17 protein-coding genes are annotated in these 18,353 nt (G+C 54.0%); all 17 read left to right on the top strand.

Going from position 1 to position 18,353, the window contains the following annotated elements; genetic code table 11:
• Positions 1-10 precede the first annotated feature (10 nt).
• Positions 11-2,008 (top strand): dehydrogenase E1 component subunit alpha/beta, encoded by a 1,998-nt coding sequence (locus tag CGL56_RS15385; protein ID WP_099107471.1) that lies wholly within the window; start codon positions 11-13, stop codon positions 2,006-2,008.
• Positions 1,977-3,107, top strand: a complete 1,131-nt coding sequence (locus CGL56_RS15380; RefSeq protein ID WP_099107470.1) for a NeuD/PglB/VioB family sugar acetyltransferase — start codon at positions 1,977-1,979, stop codon at positions 3,105-3,107. Before CGL56_RS15385 ends, CGL56_RS15380 begins: the two co-directional genes overlap by 32 nt.
• A gap of 13 nt (positions 3,108-3,120) precedes the next feature.
• Positions 3,121-3,747, top strand: a complete 627-nt coding sequence (locus tag CGL56_RS15375; protein WP_099107469.1) for an acetyltransferase — start codon at positions 3,121-3,123, stop codon at positions 3,745-3,747.
• A 4-nt stretch (positions 3,748-3,751) separates the two neighbouring features.
• Complete coding sequence (locus CGL56_RS15370) at positions 3,752-4,888, top strand: LegC family aminotransferase (RefSeq protein WP_099107468.1); 1,137 nt, start codon at positions 3,752-3,754, stop codon at positions 4,886-4,888.
• 15 nt (positions 4,889-4,903) lie between these two features.
• Entirely contained in the window at positions 4,904-6,121 is a 1,218-nt protein-coding gene (locus tag CGL56_RS15365; RefSeq protein WP_099107467.1) for a polysaccharide biosynthesis protein, read from the top strand.
• 2 nt (positions 6,122-6,123) lie between these two features.
• Positions 6,124-6,804: a sugar transferase gene (locus tag CGL56_RS15360; protein WP_099107466.1), complete on the top strand. Its 681-nt coding sequence runs from the start codon at positions 6,124-6,126 to the stop codon at positions 6,802-6,804.
• Between the two features lie 167 nt (positions 6,805-6,971).
• Positions 6,972-7,994: a UDP-N-acetylglucosamine 4,6-dehydratase (inverting) gene (gene pseB / locus CGL56_RS15355; RefSeq protein ID WP_099107465.1), complete on the top strand. Its 1,023-nt coding sequence runs from the start codon at positions 6,972-6,974 to the stop codon at positions 7,992-7,994.
• Positions 7,991-9,163, top strand: coding sequence for a UDP-4-amino-4,6-dideoxy-N-acetyl-beta-L-altrosamine transaminase (gene pseC / locus CGL56_RS15350; protein WP_099107464.1), 1,173 nt, complete (start codon positions 7,991-7,993; stop codon positions 9,161-9,163). The genes pseB and pseC overlap by 4 nt, the downstream gene beginning before the upstream one ends.
• A complete protein-coding gene (gene pseF / locus CGL56_RS15345; RefSeq protein ID WP_099107463.1) occupies positions 9,156-9,845 on the top strand; it encodes a pseudaminic acid cytidylyltransferase in 690 nt (229 codons plus the stop codon). Before pseC ends, pseF begins: the two co-directional genes overlap by 8 nt.
• Positions 9,838-10,833, top strand: a complete 996-nt coding sequence (gene pseG / locus CGL56_RS15340; RefSeq protein ID WP_143470749.1) for a UDP-2,4-diacetamido-2,4,6-trideoxy-beta-L-altropyranose hydrolase — start codon at positions 9,838-9,840, stop codon at positions 10,831-10,833. The genes pseF and pseG overlap by 8 nt, the downstream gene beginning before the upstream one ends.
• Positions 10,830-11,513, top strand: a complete 684-nt coding sequence (locus CGL56_RS15335; protein ID WP_099107461.1) for an SDR family NAD(P)-dependent oxidoreductase — start codon at positions 10,830-10,832, stop codon at positions 11,511-11,513. Before pseG ends, CGL56_RS15335 begins: the two co-directional genes overlap by 4 nt.
• Positions 11,513-12,226 carry a metallophosphoesterase family protein gene (locus CGL56_RS15330; protein WP_099107460.1) on the top strand — a complete coding sequence of 238 codons (714 nt, stop codon included), beginning with the start codon at positions 11,513-11,515 and terminating at the stop codon, positions 12,224-12,226. The genes CGL56_RS15335 and CGL56_RS15330 overlap by 1 nt, the downstream gene beginning before the upstream one ends.
• On the top strand, positions 12,223-13,182 hold the full coding sequence (locus tag CGL56_RS15325) for an ATP-grasp domain-containing protein (RefSeq protein WP_099107459.1): 960 nt from the start codon (positions 12,223-12,225) through the stop codon (positions 13,180-13,182). Before CGL56_RS15330 ends, CGL56_RS15325 begins: the two co-directional genes overlap by 4 nt.
• A gap of 26 nt (positions 13,183-13,208) precedes the next feature.
• On the top strand, positions 13,209-14,258 hold the full coding sequence (pseI, locus tag CGL56_RS15320; RefSeq protein ID WP_099107458.1) for a pseudaminic acid synthase: 1,050 nt from the start codon (positions 13,209-13,211) through the stop codon (positions 14,256-14,258).
• Between the two features lie 70 nt (positions 14,259-14,328).
• Entirely contained in the window at positions 14,329-15,585 is a 1,257-nt protein-coding gene (locus CGL56_RS15315) for a glycosyltransferase family protein (RefSeq protein ID WP_099107457.1), read from the top strand.
• On the top strand, positions 15,585-16,817 hold the full coding sequence (locus CGL56_RS15310; protein ID WP_099107456.1) for a hypothetical protein: 1,233 nt from the start codon (positions 15,585-15,587) through the stop codon (positions 16,815-16,817). The genes CGL56_RS15315 and CGL56_RS15310 overlap by 1 nt, the downstream gene beginning before the upstream one ends.
• A 173-nt stretch (positions 16,818-16,990) precedes the next feature.
• Entirely contained in the window at positions 16,991-18,301 is a 1,311-nt protein-coding gene (locus tag CGL56_RS15305) for a choice-of-anchor C family protein (RefSeq protein ID WP_099107455.1), read from the top strand.
• The last annotated feature ends 52 nt before the right edge of the window (positions 18,302-18,353 follow it).

Genomic DNA, 18,353 nt, shown 5'->3' with positions numbered 1-18,353 from the left:
ATAAGACTACATGGTCCACGTTTCTGCAAAGGCAGTTAATAGCCTGTATAGCAAGTTTTTTGATCGACTCCGCACAGCAATTCTCATCCGGCGTACCGAAGAAAAATTGCTACAGTTGTTTGCCGAGGGCAAACTGAATGGTACCGTTCATACTTGCGTAGGGCAGGAGTTTTCCCCAGTAATGATTGCTCCCTATTTGCAGGAGGACGATTTCGTAGTTTCCAATCACCGGGGCCACGGCCATTTCATCGCCCGAACCGGAGACGTAAAGGGGTTAATCGCCGAAGTAATGGGACGTTCTACCGGTGTAAGCAAGGGCATGGGGGGCAGCCAGCACCTGACGGCCCACCGCTACCTGTCTAATGGTATCCAGGGAGGCATGGTGCCGGTCGCTGCGGGGGTCGCACTGTCCGACAAGGTTTTGGGAAATAAGAATATCAGTGTTGCCTTTGTTGGTGACGGAACACTGGGAGAAGGAATTTTCTACGAAACGATGAACCTGGCCGGCATCTGGCAGCTGCCCCTGCTTATCGTGGTGGAAAACAATGGATACGCGCAGAGTACATCCTTCAAGCAAACTTTTTCCGGTTCCCTTGGCCAGCGGGTAGAAGGATTCGGCCTGCAATATTTTTGTGGTTCCACCTTTGACCTGGATGTGTTGGACGAAACCGCGCGAGTGGCGGTTGCGGCTGCCCGATCTGGTTCCCCCGTTGTACTCGAAATTGAAACTTACCGACTGAACAGCCACAGCAAAAGCGATGACAACCGGAGGGAAGCGGAAGTGGCGGAATACCGGAAGAACGACCCGATAAACCGCTTTGCTGAAAGCTATCCAGACGAATTCGGTGATTTAGTATCAGCAGCCGATGCGATAATTGCTGCGGCGGCAGCGGAGGCGGAGCAGGATCCCATTCAGGAAGGCTGTCACCCAGCTTGGCCCCGGATTCCCTCTGTGGCGACCGAAGCATGGAAGCCGCTCTCGGAGCGGAGTGATGCCCGCTTCAATGAACTCATTTATGAGTCGTTAAAAGAACAGTTCGAAACCAACGATCGTACCATCCTCATCGGAGAAGACATCCAGGACCGTACGGAATTTACGGAAAAAAATTACGGCGGAGCTTTCAAGGTCACCCGTGATCTCAGTACCCTCTTTCCGGGGCGGGTAAGAAATACCCCCATCAGTGAAGCGGCCATAACGGGCATTGGTACCGGGCTGGCGGTAGGGGGAATGCAGCCTATTGTCGAGATCATGTTCGGTGACTTTATGACACTTACGCTTGATCAACTGTTGCAGCATGCCGCCAAATTCCACGCGATGTACGGCGGCCGGGTAAACGTGCCGCTGATTCTACGTACTCCCATGGGCGGACGGCGGGGATACGGCCCCACGCATAGCCAGTCACTCGAGCGCTTTTTCCTCGGAATACCGGGACTCAACGTAGTGGCGCTGAACCACCGAATTTCTCCCAAAACAATATATGAAGCACTGTTTCAAAACGGGAACAGCCCAACGGTGGTCATTGAGAACAAGATTCTGTATACCCGTAGTCTTAATCGTAGCACTCCTGCTGGGTTTTTGCGGGAAATGACGCAGGGTGATTTCCCGGTTTACCGAATGCGGCCCGCTGGGGTAGCCCCCCAGGTAACCATTTTGTGCTATGGAGGAATGCTGGAAGAGGCGGAAAGGGCGGTCGAGCAGGCCTTTGACGAACACGAGATTCTTGGCGAGATCATCTGCCCTACTTTGCTCCACCCCTATGACCCTGCTGCACTGATAACCAGTGTGGAGAGTAGTCGCAAATTGGTCGTAGTGGAGGAAGGGACTTCCTTCGCCGGGTTTGGAGCCGAAGCCATCGCGACCGTCTCCGCCGCCGCTACCCATCAGGTAGCCGTAAAGCGCCTTGGCTTTGATGGGGTCATCCCCTGCTCGCTTCCCGGGGAGATTCAGTTACTGCCCGGAGCAGAAGCTATCGTAAATGCTATTAAAGAACTCGTTCATGGCCGGTAATCAATCTATCGACATTATTATTCCTAAGGAGACCGTCAGCGACGATTTCTACCGCGTTACCGAACTGAATTTTGTGAATGGTGATCAGGTTAAAGAAGGAGATACCATTGGGGCACTTGAAACTTCAAAAGCTGATTTTGAACTTGAGGCTCCGGCTGATGGCTTTATTTATTATCTCGTAGAAGAGGGAGACGACGTGGCTGCTGGCAAAACCTTTGCCCAGATAACGACGGAGAGACAGTCATCAACGTCTGATCAGACTAGTGACCCTGACTTGACACCCGCAACCGGATCGCTGACCGGACACAGCGATGTAGAAGTACGCGTTTCCAGGGCGGCCCGAGACTTGATGCAGACGCACGGGCTTACCAACGCTAACTTTCCGGGCACCTCACTCATTACAACCAATGAGGTACGCAGGCAACTCGGACTAAAGAGTGGTGGCAAAAAGCCCTCCAAGAATGCACCGGCCGTCCGGATAGGTGGGCTTCAATATGATGCTCAATCGGTACTGATTGTCGGAGATCAGGGGCACGCGGGGGCCTGCCTCGATCTGCTGGAATTGCAGCCCGGCCTGAAATGCGCTGGCTTCATCGGTACCGATCAATCGCCGTCGGAAGTATTTGGGCTGCCGGTACTCGGTACGAATGACGACTTACCAGATTTGTTGCATAACAAGGGTATTACCAAAGCCGTCATCGGTATCGGTGCGTTGGCCAATCCCGGGGTAAGGACCCGACTATATAATATGTTGTTGGAAATGGGCTTTCAGTTTCCCAACCTAGTTCATCCCCGGGCCGTCATCGAACGGTCGGTTAAAATGGGAACCGGCAACCAGGTTTTTGCCGGGGCTCTTGTAGGAAGTAATGTAGCCATTGGCAGTAACTGTATAATTAATAGTGGAGCGATTATCAGTCATGATTGCGTTTTATCCGATAATGTTCACCTTACCCCAGCCAGTACCCTTGCTGGTATGGTTTCGGTAGGAGCGAATACGGTGGTTGGAATGAACAGCAACGTTTTTCTGGGAGTCAGTATTGGCAGCAACCAACTGATCACCAACGGTGAAAATGTCTTCAAGAATATAGCGGACAAATAAGGTAGTCGTCCCTATGAACAGAATAGAATACATAGCCCTGTTGGGCTATTCTGGCCACGCTTATGTAGTATGTGATGCGCTTCAACAGACGAAGCGAAAGGTGATTGGATATTACGATCGGGAGAAAAAGGAATGGGACCCTTTCAATTTGCCTTACTTGGGCCGAGAAAAGGACCTAACCCTCAACAACGCCCCCGCCGCGGCGTTCTTTCCTGCGGTTGGAGATAATCGTCTCCGCCACGATCTGCTTCGGTACATCCAAGAAACCGGGTTGCTGATAGCGGCCGGGGTGATCCATCCATCGGCTAGCGTTTCTGAGAGTGCCCTCCTTGAGGGGGCCGCGCTAATCGCTATGCAAGCCTCCGTAAGCACATTCGCAGTCATCGGGCTGGGCGCTATCATTAACACCGGAGCACAGGTCGATCACGAATGCAATGTGGGTGCCTACGCTCACGTAGGTCCGGGAGCCATCCTGGCTGGCAACGTTACTATCGGAAAAGGCGCATTAGTTGGCGCCGGTGCCACGGTATTGCCGGGGGTTCAGGTAGGAGAAGGCGCCATCATCGGCGCCGGCTCCGTAGTTTTGCGCGACGTGCCACCCGGCGCCACCGTTGTAGGAAATCCCGCAAAACCAATCTAAGCCTATGATCCCACTTTCCATCCCCCACCTGGCCGGTAACGAATGGACCTACGTCAAAGAATGCCTGGATACGGGATGGGTATCTACTGCCGGGGCCTACGTTGGGAAATTTGAGGATGCCATCGCCAACTTCACCGGGAGCCGCTACGCCATTTCGTGCATGAACGGTACGGCGGGACTCCACACGGCCATGAACCTGCTGGGCATTGGCACGGGAGATTACGTGCTGGCCCCCAACCTGACCTTCGTGGCCACCCTAAATGCCATCTCCTACACCAAGGCCGAGCCACTGTTGCTGGATATCGATCCGGAAAGCTGGCAGCTGGACCTGGATCTGCTGGAGCGCTTCCTAAAGGAGGATACTTACCTGCAGGACGGGGTTTGCATCCTCAAAGCCGACGACCGGCGCATCGCCGCCATCATGCCCGTACATGTACTGGGCAACATGTGTGATATGGACCGGCTGATGCAACTGGCCGAACGCCACCGGTTGCCGGTGATCGAAGACAGCACCGAGGCCCTGGGGTCAACCTACCGGGGCCGTCACGCGGGTACCTTCGGCGTATTCGGGACCAGCAGTTTCAACGGCAACAAGATCATCACCACCGGGGGCGGGGGCATGCTCTTCACCCAGGACGAGGCGCTGGCCACCCGGGCCAAGCACCTGACTACCACGGCCAAGACTGACCCCCTGGACTATTTCCACGACGAGGTGGGCTACAACTACCGGCTGGTCAACGTGCTGGCGGCGATCGGCCTGGCCCAGATGGAGCAACTGCCCGAGCTGATCAACTACAAAAAACGCATGGACGCCTTCTACCGCGAGCAGCTCGCCGGCGTCGGGGACATCGAGTTTCAGCAAGTCACGGAAGGGGTGGACCCCAACTGCTGGCTCTTCACTTTCCGCACCGGACGGATGCGCGAGTTGCTGACCTACCTCAACGACCGGGGGGTACAGTCGCGGCCCTTCTGGACCCCCATGAACCAACTGCCGATGTACGCCGGGCTGCGCTACGTCACCGAAAATCGCAACGCCAACCGGGTACACGCTACCGCCATCAGCATTCCCAGTTCCAGCGGGTTGAGCGAGGCCCAGCTCGCGGAGGTAGTAGACACGATCAAAGCCTTTTACCAGGAATAAAGCCCATATACACCAATGAAACACTTCAGCCTCAACAACTTCATTAGCCGCTACGTAACCGAGCGGGACGAAAGCCTTTTCACGGTTGATCTGGCCCGTTACCACGCCGACCTGGCCCGGGAAATCGACGGCAAGTCGGCCCTGGTCATCGGCGGTGCGGGCACCATCGGTTCCTCCTTTATCCGCGCACTGCTCAAGTTTCGCCCGGCGAAGCTGTACGTAGTGGATACGAACGAGAACGGCCTTACCGAGTTGACCCGGGACCTGCGCTCCGCCGCCGACCTGAACGTACCGGAAGACTATAAACCCTACCCGATCAATTTTGGCGATCCGGTATTTGCCAAGATCATGGCAAATGAAGGTCCATTTGACATTGTGGCCAACTTCGCCGCCCACAAGCACGTGCGCAGTGAGAAGGACCACTACTCGATTGAGGCAATGGTGGACAACAACGTCCTGAAGGCCAAGCATTTGCTGGAACTTCTACTGGCTTACCCACCAAAGCATTTCTTCTGTGTCTCCACCGATAAGGCTGCCAATCCAGTGAATGTGATGGGGGCCAGCAAGAAGCTCATGGAGGAAGTCATTCTTGCTTATTCCGACCGTCTCAAGATCAGCACCGCACGCTTTGCCAACGTCGCTTTTTCGAACGGCAGCCTGCTTTTCGGCTTTCTCGAGCGTATGATGAAAGAGCAGCCGTTGAGCTCGCCGAATGATGTGAGGCGGTATTTCGTGAGTCCGGAGGAGTCCGGCCAGCTTTGCCTACTGGCCTGTGTATTGGGCCGCAGCGGAGAAATTTTCTTCCCCAATCTGCGAGAGGAGCAGATGCGGACCTTTTCTAGTATTGCCGTTGATTTTCTGCGTGAATACGGTGCTTACGAGCCGTTATACTGCAAAACGGAGCAGGAGGCCCGGGAACAGGCGGCTCAGCTCACCGAAGAAACTACCCACTATCCAGTCTACTTCTTCGGGAGCAGCACTTCGGGTGAAAAGCCCTACGAGGAGTTCTTTACCGAAGGAGAGAACGTGGACCACACTCGTTTTGAGCAGCTGGGAGTGATCCAGAACGCCGGGCGCAAGAGCGTGGAGGAAATTGAAGTCATGTTTGCCAAACTGAAGGCCCTGTTTAAGGATACCAAAATCGACAAGGCCGCGATCGTTAGCCTTATGGCAGATTTCATTCCTAATTTTGAGCACATTGAAACCGGTCGTTCACTCGACCAGAAAATGTAAGTATGTACCCAGCCGTCAAACGATTTTTTGATTTTGTCTTTGCACTACTGGCGCTGCTGGTACTAAGTCCGTTGCTGATCCCTATTGTAATCGGGTTAAAACTTACGGGTGAAGGTTATGTGTTTTACCTGCAGGAAAGGGTGGGGTACCGCAATCGACTGTTCAACATCTACAAATTCGCCACGATGTTAAAGGACAGTCCTAATATGAAGGGCGGTATCATCACTACGGCAAAGGATCCGCGCATTACCCCCATGGGGGGCTTTCTGCGGAAGTCCAAGATCAACGAGCTACCCCAGTTGTTGAATGTCCTGTTTGGAGATATGAGTTTTGTGGGGCCCAGGCCGGTCATGCAAAAGAGCTTTGACCAGTATCCGCCGGAGGTTCAAGAAGTCATCTACAACGTTAAGCCCGGTATCACCGGCATTGGCAGCATTGTCTTCCGGGACGAGGAGCAACTGATCACGGCCGTACGCGACCGCGGCGGCGATACCTGGGCTTACTACCGCGACGTGATCTACCCCCACAAGGGGCGGGTGGAGGAATGGTACCAGGCCAACCAGTCATTTTGGGTGGACTTGAAGATCCTATTCCTGACCGCTTGGGTAATTTTGCGGCCGGAATCCGACCTGGTTTACCGGGCGTTTCCGGAAGTGCCGGTGTTCAAACCCGGGACGCCCTAGGATCGGAAAGCAGCGCGCGCGTCCGCCGTCTATCGATCGCATGTTGGGGCTGGAACCGCCCCTCATCCCACAGAAATTCCTGAGTCAAACGCTAAATACCAAGGGCGGCCTACCCGCTCCTGCCTGGTTTGGTCGTTCTCAATTTTCACCTACCTTTGTGACCTTATATGGAAAACTTGAACCTCAACGATAAGTCTGTACTGATTACTGGCGGCACGGGCTCCTTGGGAAAAGCGCTTACGCGGCGCATCCTAAGCCAGTGGCCGAACGTACGGCGACTTGTCATCTTCAGTCGGGACGAGCAAAAGCAGTTCGTCATGGCGCAGGAATACTCGACCGAGAAATATCCTGCCATGCGCTACTTCATTGGCGACGTCCGCGACCGGGAGCGGTTGGTGCGTGCCATGCAGGGAGTTGACTACGTCATCCATGCTGCAGCCATGAAGCACGTCCACCTAGCGGAGTACAATCCATCGGAGTGCATCAAAACCAACGTCGGAGGGGCTGAGAACGTAATCTATGCCTGCATGGAAGCCGGGGTGGAACGCGTCGTTGCCCTGAGTACCGATAAGGCCTGCGCGCCCATCAACCTCTACGGAGCCACTAAGCTGACCAGCGATAAGCTCTTCATCGCGGCCAACAACATCCGGGGCAAGAATCCGATCAAGTTTTCGGTGGTTCGCTACGGAAACGTAATGGGCTCGAATGGCTCGGTCATTCCCTTCTTCCTGAACAAGCGGGACGAAGAATACCTGCCCATCACCGACACGCGTATGACGCGCTTCAACATCAGCCTGGACGGTGGGGTAGACATGGTATTTCACGCCCTGGCCAACGCCTGGGGGGGAGAGATATTCATCCCCAAGATTCCAAGCTACCGCATCACCGACGTAGCCGAGGCCATCGCCCCCGAGATGGAGCAGCGGATCGTGGGTATCCGGCCCGGGGAGAAGATCCATGAGGAGATGATTACGCCCTCCGACAGCTTCTACACCTACGACATGGGCAAGTACTACGCGATCATTCCATCCATCCCCAACTGGGACCTGAAGGAATTCAAAAAGAAATTTGGAGCCGAGCTGGTGGAAAACGGCTTCAGCTACAACTCCGGATCCAATACCGACTGGGTGTCGGTAGAGGAGTTGCGTCAGTTTATTGTCGACCACGTCGACGCAAGCTTCTCAGTATGAGCAACTACTCCATCCCCTACGGTAAGCAGGACATTACCGAGGCGGACATTGCCGCCGTCGTTGAGGCATTAAAGTCCGACTACCTCACCACGGGACCCCGGGTCGAGGAATTCGAGGTAAAGTTTGCCGAGTACATTGGCGCGGAATACGCTGTGGCGGTGGCCAACGGTACCGCGGCCCTTCACCTCTGCGCCCTGGCGCTGGGGGTCGAACCGGGCAAGCGGGTCATCACCACCCCAATTACTTTCTCGGCCAGCGCCAACTGCGTGCGCTACTGCGGTGGGGAAGTATGGTTCGCGGACATCGATCCCGAAACCCTTACCCTGGATATTGATCGGGTACGCGAACTGATCGAAAGCAAACCCGCCGGCTTCTTTGCCGGCATCATCCCCGTAGACTTTGCCGGTTACCCGGTCGATCTGGAGGCCTTCCGCAAACTTGCGGATGAGCACGGGCTGTGGATCATCGAGGATGCCTGTCACGCCCCGGGAGGTTGGTTCACCGACAGCAAGGGTGAGCAGCAGTGGTGCGGAAACGGAAACTACGCCGATTTGGCCATCTTCAGCTTCCACCCCGTCAAGCATATCGCCAGCGGTGAAGGGGGTATGATCACCACCAACAACCGGGAACTGTACGAGCGGCTAAGCATGTTGCGGACCCACGGCATCACCCGCGACCGCGGGAACCTGCGGTACCCCGACCACGGCGGCTGGTACATGGAAATGCAGCAGTTGGGCTACAACTACCGGATTCCGGATATCCTCTGTGCCCTGGGCACCAGCCAGCTTTCGCGCGCCAAAGCGGGCATGCAACGCCGGCAGGAAATTGCCCAACGCTACGATGAGGCATTTCAGGGCGCACCGGGTATCCTGAAGGCCCACGGCGTACCGGCTTCCGACATCCGACATGCTTTCCACCTTTACGTCATCGAGGTGGCCGACCGGCGGGGACTGTACGACTATCTCCGGGAGCAGAACATTTACGCCCAGGTTCACTACGTACCCGTGCATACGATGCCGTACTACCAGGACATAGGTTACAACGAGGCGGACCTGTCCCGCTCCGAAGAATACTACGCCGGGGGCCTGAGCCTGCCCATGTACCCGACCCTGACGGAAGAGGAGCAGGACCACGTCATTGCTCATGTAAAAGCCTTCATAGGTGGGTAGGCTTGCTATCATTCCCGCCCGTGGGGGCAGCAAACGTATTCCCCGGAAGAACGTTAGGCCTTTTTTGGGTAAACCCATTATTGGCTACTCGATCCAGGTTGCATTGGAGAGTAGGCTTTTTGACAAAGTGGTTGTTTCTACGGATGATTTAGAAATTGCTGAAGTTGCAAAAAGTTTTGGCGCCGAAGTACCGTTTATGCGCAGTGCCATAAACAGTAATGATTTTGCTACAACCGTTGATGTTTTGAGAGAGGTCCATAACTACTATGGCTCAATCTACAACGAGGCATGTTGTATATATGCAACTGCACCGTTTGTAACAGTCAAATTGCTAACTGAGGCCATGCATAAATTGGATGCTGGAAATTGGGTTAGTGTATTTCCTATTTTGCAGTTTGGTTATCCAATACAGAGGGCGTTAAAATTTTCAGTAAATGACGAGTTGGATATGTTTTACCCATCTTTTAAAGCTACACGCTCTCAGGATCTAGAAGCGGCTTTTCATGATGCAGGTATGTTCTATTGTTATCGACCTGATGAAATGCTAAGCCAGGGAACAATGTATGCGTCGCCGTCAACTGGAATTGTTATATCCGAGATGAATGCTCACGATATTGACAATGAATCCGATTGGGCTCTTGCAGAAATGAAGTATAAATATACAAATAACAATATTGAATAACCGGGTATTGATTAGGGTAGACGGTGGCCCCGCTATGGGGCTTGGCCACCTGATCAGGTGTACGGCGTTGGCACATATGCTAGAAGGGGCTTTTAACGCTGTATTCGTGTGTCAGCAGGGAGCACAGTATCTGGAAAACCGGGAGAGCGGGAATGGTTTTGATGTTGTCCAACTCGATGCAGTACTTGATGATGTTGAGCAGTTAATTAGATTGAGTAAAGTCTATACTACTGCGGAAGGTCACCCCCCGTTAGTCGTGCTTGATGGATACCATTTTGGCGCGGATTACCAGCTGAAGTTGAAAAACAACGGCTTAAGAGTAGTCAGCATTGATGATATTCATCGGGAAAGATTCTATTCAGATGTAATTATCAACCATTCCGGGGGGTTTAGCCGAGAAGATTACGATGTTCCAATGGAAACTTTGCTCTATACAGGATTGGAGTATTGTTTGCTGAGGCCCCCTTTCTTGCAGGCGGCCAACAATCGCAGCGCCAAACGGTTCCCAAAATCTAGCATCTTTATCTGCTTGGGGGGCGCGGACCCGAACAATGACACCTTGGCTGTTCTTGACTTACTGTATCGGAATAGAGTGGTGGATCGTAAAGTGAATCTCGTACTAGGTAGTGCTTTCCAGCACGAAGATGCCCTTATGGCATACATCCACAAAAACAATATTGAGCTGGAAATTTTTAAGAAGGTCAGTGCGGAAGGAATGGTAGGGTTAATGGAGGAAGCCAAGTTTGCCGTTACCCCGCCGAGTACCACGTCCTATGAATATTTGTGCGTTAACCAAAATCTGTTATTATACAAAATAGCCGATAACCAAAAAAGGATGGAAGAGTACCTTACCGGGGTTGGTATGGCAACTACCCTCAGAAGTTTTATCGGTGACCAACAGTTCAGGAACAACCCGGATCTTCAGAACCAATGTTTTGACGGAAAACAACGCACGCGGATTATTGACATTTTCAAAAATATCGCATGACCTGGGTATTAATAACGGGTGCGTCCAAGGGTTTGGGCCTAGCCCTGACAATGAACCTCCTTGCTATTCGGGAAGACCTACATATTGTAGGTGTTTCAAGAAGCGCTCCCCCTGACAATGTCCTGCAGTCCAACCGATTTTCCTTTATGCAGGCAGACCTGAGCGAACCGAAGGAAGTTTTAGAAAAGTTCTCGGAGTGGGTGACAACAGCAGTTTCTGGCGAGGGCGAGATCGTGTTCATCAACAATGCCGGTACGATTAATCCCATCGGGTTTTCGGCCTCAGCTGCGGAAGAACTGATTCAAAGCGTAAACATTAACTTTCTCTCTCCATTATTAATATATCACTCACTTGTAAATGCTTTTGCCAAGGTGTTCTTGGTAAATATTACATCGGGAGCGGCTAATAATCCGATTGCAGGCTGGGAAATGTATGCGGCTACGAAATCCGCAATGAAAATGTTCTGTGCGACAACGGAAGCCTCACGCCCAGGATCTACGCATAGTATTGATCCCGGAGTAATTGATACCCAGATGCAGGCCCAAATCAGGAGTAGTAATGATCCATCGTTTGCACGAAAGGATAACTTCGTAAAACTGTCCATCGAAGGCGGCCTTCAATCACCCCCTCAAGCAGCAGTAAGGGTGTTAGATGAATTGTCATCCCTAAGCATTCTATAATGAAGAGGGTAGGGGTGATTTCAGACGTGCATGGCAATGCATATGCACTGGACGCTGTTCTGCAATCTGCCGTTGAACTGGGCATCCAATCCTTCCTGGTTCTCGGAGATCTGGTAGGATATTACCACCATCCCCGCAGGGTGCTGGAACTACTGTCCGCCTTTAATGTAGTGGCGATCAAAGGGAACCACGAGGACATTTTGGCTGAGTATGTTAAGGGAGACCCCGGGTTTCAATTGAGGATCGACGCTAAATACGGCCTTGGGCATAATTACGCAATCCGGGAATTACCCTTTGGTAAAATAGAAGAGTTAGTAGGGCTGCCGGATAGACAGTCCGTTCCACTAACAGATGATTTTGGAGTGCTGCTTACGCATGGAAGCCCCCGCGACAAATCAGAATACATTTATCCGGATTCCGAGCGGCAAACGCTGGAGAGCCTGGAAGATGCTAGGTACCAGATGATTTTTATGGGACATACGCATTATCCTATGACGTTCCAGGGGCAGTATTCTCAACTGGTAAATCCAGGATCCGTCGGGCAGTCGAGGATGCAGGGTGGAATAGCCAATTGGGGATATATCGAGGTTGCCCAAGAGAAATTCGTTGCTGTCGGCACGCCCTACGATGTATCGCCTTTGTTGGCGGAGTTATCTCGTATGCAGGCCCCAGAATACCTTTCCTCCATCCTGAAAAGAAATAACAAAAAATGAAGAATGTAACCGTACTTGTAACTGGGTCTGGCGGCGATATTGGGCAAAGTATTGTAAAAATTTTGCAGCAGCAGGACTTTGTTAAAAAAGTGGTAGGTACTGACATCCACGACAAGCACCCTTCCGTCCTATTATGCGACGCATTCTATACAGTAAATAGGGTAACGGACAGCAGGTATGCCGACGAAATATCGAGGATCATTCACACGCATGAGATAGACTTACTTATACCCGTAGCTGAACCTGAACTACGACAGCATCTGAAGGCTGACACTTATTCCATACTCGTAGGTCGCCACCCTGGCCTAAAGGTTGTGCTTCCTAATAAATTGTCTTTAGCCGTTGGGTTCGATAAATTGAGAACGGCAGAATATCTAAAGGCTAAGGGCATCCCAACACCGACAACGGTGGAGGCGGGAGATAACCCAGACTTAGAGTACCCGTTTGTATTGAAAGACCGATATGGGTCTGGCAGTAAGGTAAACCATGTCGTGACGACTAATCGGCAGTATGTATTTTATCAGAAAGAACACTCAAACCTCATACAACAACAGTTCCTGCCTGGGGCGGAAGGGGAGTTCACCTGTGGCCTTTACCGGTCAAACGGTGTAGTGCGATCGATAACGTTCAAACGGGAACTTATGGGGGGATATAGCAACTACGGGGTAGTTGAGAATTCCGAAAAAACGACCCGTTTGCTTGAAGACATCGCAACGGCCCTCGACCTAGAAGGCGCGATCAATGTTCAATTCAGGCGGGTGAACGGTGTTGATTATGTTTTTGAAATTAATCCCCGCTTCTCGAGTACGGTTCTGTTCAGGCACTTGTTTGGGTTCAGCGATCTTATCTGGAGTATTATGACCGTTTTTGAAGTCCCGCTTCCTGACTATCGTGCTCCAGCGAATGGAGGCGTGTTTTATAAGGGCTTTAATGAATACATTACTCCTGCTAAATAAATAAATACACCTCAATCAATTGTAAAATGAAAGAATTCAAGATTGGCCGGTTTAACATCGGTACAAACGCTGCCCCCTTCATCATCGCCGAAATGTCAGGCAATCACAATCAGTCGCTGGATCGCGCACTGGAGTTGGTGGAAGCTGCTGCGGAAGCTGGCGCTCATGCGCTGAAACTGCAGACTTATACGGCCGACACAATTACCATTGACCACCGAGGCGGACTGTTTGACATCCAAGACAAGGATTCCTTATGGAGTGGTCAAAACCTCTACGATCTATATAAGGAGGCCCACACCCCCTGGGAATGGCACGGGCCAATCTTTGACCGAGCTAAAGAGCTCGGCATGGTAGCCTTCTCTTCCCCCTTTGATGAAACCGCCGTGGACTTTTTGGAGGATCTCAACGTCCCCGCTTACAAGATCGCCTCTTTCGAGAGTGCCCACCACCCCTTGTTGCGCAAGGTAGCCGCTACCGGTAAGCCCGTCATCATCAGTTCCGGTGCCTCGCGACTGGACGAGCTTTATGAATCTGTGCGGGTTCTGCGTGAGGCCGGTGCCACGCAAATCTGTGTGCTGAAGTGCACAAGCACCTATCCGGCCACCCCGGAAAACACCAACCTGCGGACCATCCCGGTGTTACAGGACATCTTCTCCGATTGCAAGGTGGGCCTTTCCGACCATACCATGGGTATAGGCGTTTCGGTGGCTGCCGTCGCGTTGGGCGCTTCCGTAATTGAGAAACACTTCACCCTACGTCGCGCTGACGGGGGAGTGGACAGCGCCTTCAGCCTGGAGCCCCAGGAACTCAAAGCCCTCGTGACAGAAACTGAACGTGCTTGGCAGGGCTTAGGCCATATCCAACTCGACACCCAGAAGGCCGAGAAGAAGAGCCGTCAGTTCAAACGTTCCATCTACGTGGTCAAGGACATCGCTCCCGGGGAAACCTTCACGCCCGAAAACCTCCGGGTGATTCGCCCGGGCGATGGCCTGGCCCCGAAGCACTACGACGAACTAATGGGCAAGAAGGCCACCGTTGCCATGCAGCGGGGCACCCCGTTCACGGGGTTGTTTTAGTCCGGCAGCAGGCGAAATCGGTCGACGGACTAACTTGCGGCCGGAACGCTCGTGCCCTTAACCCTCCACCGTGCCCGCCAACAAGATCCTCTTTCTGGCCAACTACTTCCCGCCGCGCCCCGCCGTGGCCGGGCGGCGACTGGGGCACTTAGCCACCTGGGCGCGGAAGCACTACGAAAAGGTATTCGTTATCCGGGCCGACCGCAACTTCAGTGGGGAGGATCTGCCCGATTTGCAGGTCATCGCCCTGCCGGCTCGTGACCTGCGCAGTCTGTTGGGCGGCTCGGGTCCCGCTCAAACCCTGCCCCACGGAAGCTTTCGCAAACAAGCTTACGGCCCGCTGCTGACCTTCCGCCAGTCCTTCCCCTTTCTCTACCTCACCGACGACGGTGGCCCGCTCTACCGCCGCGCTGCCTACCGGGAAGCCGTGCGGCTTATTGAAGGGGAGGGGATTACCACCCTGGTGTCCTCCTTCCGGCCGTGGTCCGATCACCTCATCGCCCGCCGGCTCAAGAAGCGCTTCCCCCACCTCTACTGGATCGCGGACTTCCGCGACCTCCACGCCGACCCCGTCCGCCGCGACGTATGGTGGCCCGCCCTCCAGCGCTGGTGGGCCCGCCGCGTGATCCGCCGCGCCGATGAGGTATGGGGCGTATCCGAGGGACAGGTGCAGTACCTGCGGGAGTTACATCCGGCCGCCACGGTACGCCGGAACCGCCTCTTCGCCCTGCCACCGGCCACTACTGACCCCCGCACCGACCGCTTCACTATCGTCTACACCGGAAGCTTGTACGTGGAGTTGCAGACCGTCCGGCCGCTCATTACTGCCCTCAACGAACTCATTGCCGAAGGGGCCATCGACCCCGACGACGTGGAACTCATCTACCGCGGCAAGGACGACGGCCTCTGGACGGAATGGACCACCGATCTCCACCCCCACGTACACTGCAATACCCGCTCCTACATTGCACCCGCGTCCGCGCAAAAGCTGCAGGAGGAGGCCCAGATGCTGCTGCTGCTGAACTGGTCGGCCCCGAATTACTACGGCGTACTTACCGCCAAGCTCTACGATTATCTCGGCACTGGCCGGCCAGTCATGGCCCTGGTCAATGGTCCCGGCGACCCCGAACTGCGACGCATCATCGAGGGCAGCCGCGCCGGCCGGGTATTCGCTACCGGACATTCCCCGGCCGACTGGCTACTGGGCTGCTACCAGCAATGGCGCGACGGCGGCGGCCGGGTGCCCTGGTCAGCCGATCTCGCGCGGATGGCGGAATACCTGGAGAACCAGCCGGTTGGTAGCCCTCTCCGCGCAAGTCCTGAGTGATGAAGCCGTTCCTGCTTCCTCTTTTTGCCGTTGCTACCTTGTTCCCGCGACTGTTATCCTTCCCATCGCCCTGGGAGCAGGTTCAACTGACGGAACTCCTGTTTTTTCCTTTGCTGTGGCTCTTTCGTAAGGAGCTTTTCGACTCCGTCCGCAGGCTCCCGGCCTTTTCCTCAGCCGCGGGTCTGTACGTGGTCATTGGGGTCATATCCGGATTTGCTTCCGGGGAAATGGGGGCAGTACTCGAAGCCGGTTCCCGCGGGTATTTGGCCGCGCTTGCCCTGCTCACGGTTGCCCACCTGTATCGCTACGGGCCGGGACAACTTGAAGCTTGGTGGAAGTGGGGTACCGTGATCACTGCAGCTGCTGCGCTGGCCTACTATGCGCTGATCATGGTGGGCGTACCGGATCAGCTGAACTGGGTCGAACGGTTCTCCGATTACCCCTATCTGGGAGAGGTATACCGGATGCGTGCGACTGGCAACACCTACGGGATGTGGATGATGCTCACCCTGCCCGGATTGTTGATCGCCCTTGGAGACTGGCATCGCGGACGGGGCCGTTTGTGGCCGGTTGGCCTCATTCTGATGGCGATGTTGCCTACCCTGAGCAAGGAACTCCTGCTGGTGCTTACCGGCTTTCTGTTGCTGTCCAATTCTCCCGCCGCAGTCAGGGTAGGGGGAAGTGTACTGTTGGGTATCGTGTTGGTTCTCGGTACCCACTACCTGGTAGTCGACTCGGAATCAGGCCACCACCCAACGAGCTACCTTGGTAATTCCACGCTGGTTTCTGTTGGCGATTATCATCTGGTAGAAAGTGTCTATCTGCCCATCAAGCGGGCGGCCCTCCGGGTAGGACAGCAGCACCCCTGGCTAGGAGTGGGGCCGGGACAGTTCGCAACTTTTTCTCAGGGGGCGGTCCCCCCCGGAGAATTGCCACCTGCATTCGGACCGTTCGACCCCCACTCCGTATGGACGGGTACAATTGCCGAAACGGGCATCCTGGGACTCCTCACTCTGATAACCTTGGTCGCCGTGCTGTTCGCCTACTGGCCTAAGCAGATCACGGTCGTGGGGGCACTGCTCATCCTGTTCCTGATTTCCAGCGTATTCAAAGACGTTCTTAATTTCCGGGGACTGTGGGTGCTTATCGGCTGGTTTTTAGCCCAAGGTGCCGGGGTGTCTCATGCTAAGGAAGGGGCGACATCCGAGAGAGGTAGGGTAAGTCTGGCCTAACTATTGCCAGGGTAGAGCATTTCTCAGCGACAGACGCATACCGTATCAGGATCAATCCTAGTTCTTTTGACAAGGGCGAATTGCCCTATCCCCGTAACAGCGACATAGGATTTGCGAAAAGTTGGTATATATTTCCAAAAAACAGCTTTGTCCTTTAGCAGCTTCTCTCACGAATGAATTGGAAACTTTTTACCTGCTTCATTTTACTAGTGATGCCAGTGGCACTGGCCGGTCAAGGCGTAGTAAATGGTAGTGTGGAACAAGCCACGCAAAATCCAGGTAGCTCTTTCATTCGACTCTTCGCCGGCGACCGATCCGTAACGAACTGGACGGTAGAATCCGGTAGCATCGATTACATCGGCACTTACTGGACCGCGGCAGATGGGCGGCGTAGCTTCGATATGAATGGCACCGAACCCGGATCGGTATCTACGGTAATCAATACCACTGCCGGAGAGCAATACTACCTGCAATTTGCCTTTGCGGGAAACCCGAATTGCGACGACACGCCGGTTAAGGAACTTCTGGTAATCGCGAACGATTCGTCCCGGACGTACCGGTTTGACGTTACGGGAAAGGGATCCCAGAATATGGGTTGGCGGGAGGAAGTCTTTTCTTTTGTGGCTTCGTCCAATCAAACTAGGGTAACCTTCACCAGCCAGAATCCAGGTCACTGTGGGCCGGCAATCGATGACCTGAAGTTAGTGGAAGTTGACTGTGCCGGTACGGTTAATGGCAGTGCCATTCTGGACGATTGCGGCGTCTGCCTGGAACCAGAAGATCCTGCCTTCAACCAAAGTTGTACCGACTGCGCAGGAACATTAAATGGAACTGCGGTCGTGGATGAATGCGGAGAGTGTCTGGAACCCACCGACTCCGCCTTCAATCAAAGTTGCCTTGACTGTGCCGGCACCGTGAATGGAAGTGCGGTGGTGGACGATTGCGGAGAGTGTCTGGAACCCACGGACCCAGCCTTCAACCAGGGTTGCCTTGACTGCGCCGGCACGGTGAACGGCAGTGCTGTCGTGGACGACTGCGGAGAGTGCCTTGAACCGAGCGACTCTACCTTCAATCAGTCCTGCGTGGATTGCGCGGGAACCCCTAACGGAACAGCCCAAATCGATGATTGCGGGATCTGCCTGGAAAGGAATGACCCGGAATTCGAAACCAACTGTGAGGAAAGCATTTACATTCCCAGTTCGTTTTCACCTAATGGCGATGAGGTAAACGATGTATTCGACATATTCAAGGGTAACGGGGTCGCGGTACGGATTGCGGAGTACCGAATCTACAGCCGGTGGGGAGAGTTAATCTACCAGGCCCAGGATTTTGACTTTGCCGACGCCGATAAGTGGTGGAACGGAACATTCCGGGGCAAACCAGTAGACTCAAATCCCTATGTGTACTTTGTTGAGGTGGTGACCGCGAATGGAAGCACACAAACCTTCCGAGGAGAGGTGATGGTCGTCAACCCTGGGAAGTAGACCGGGCCGCATGCGCGTCCACCCTTCACCCGGCCGGTCTATTAACGGCTGG

It is taken from the genome of Neolewinella marina (assembly GCF_002631205.1).
Lineage (GTDB): Bacteria > Bacteroidota > Bacteroidia > Chitinophagales > Saprospiraceae > Neolewinella > Neolewinella marina.
Note: the sequence above shows the minus strand (reverse complement) of the source record. Positions and strands in the feature narration are given on the sequence as shown.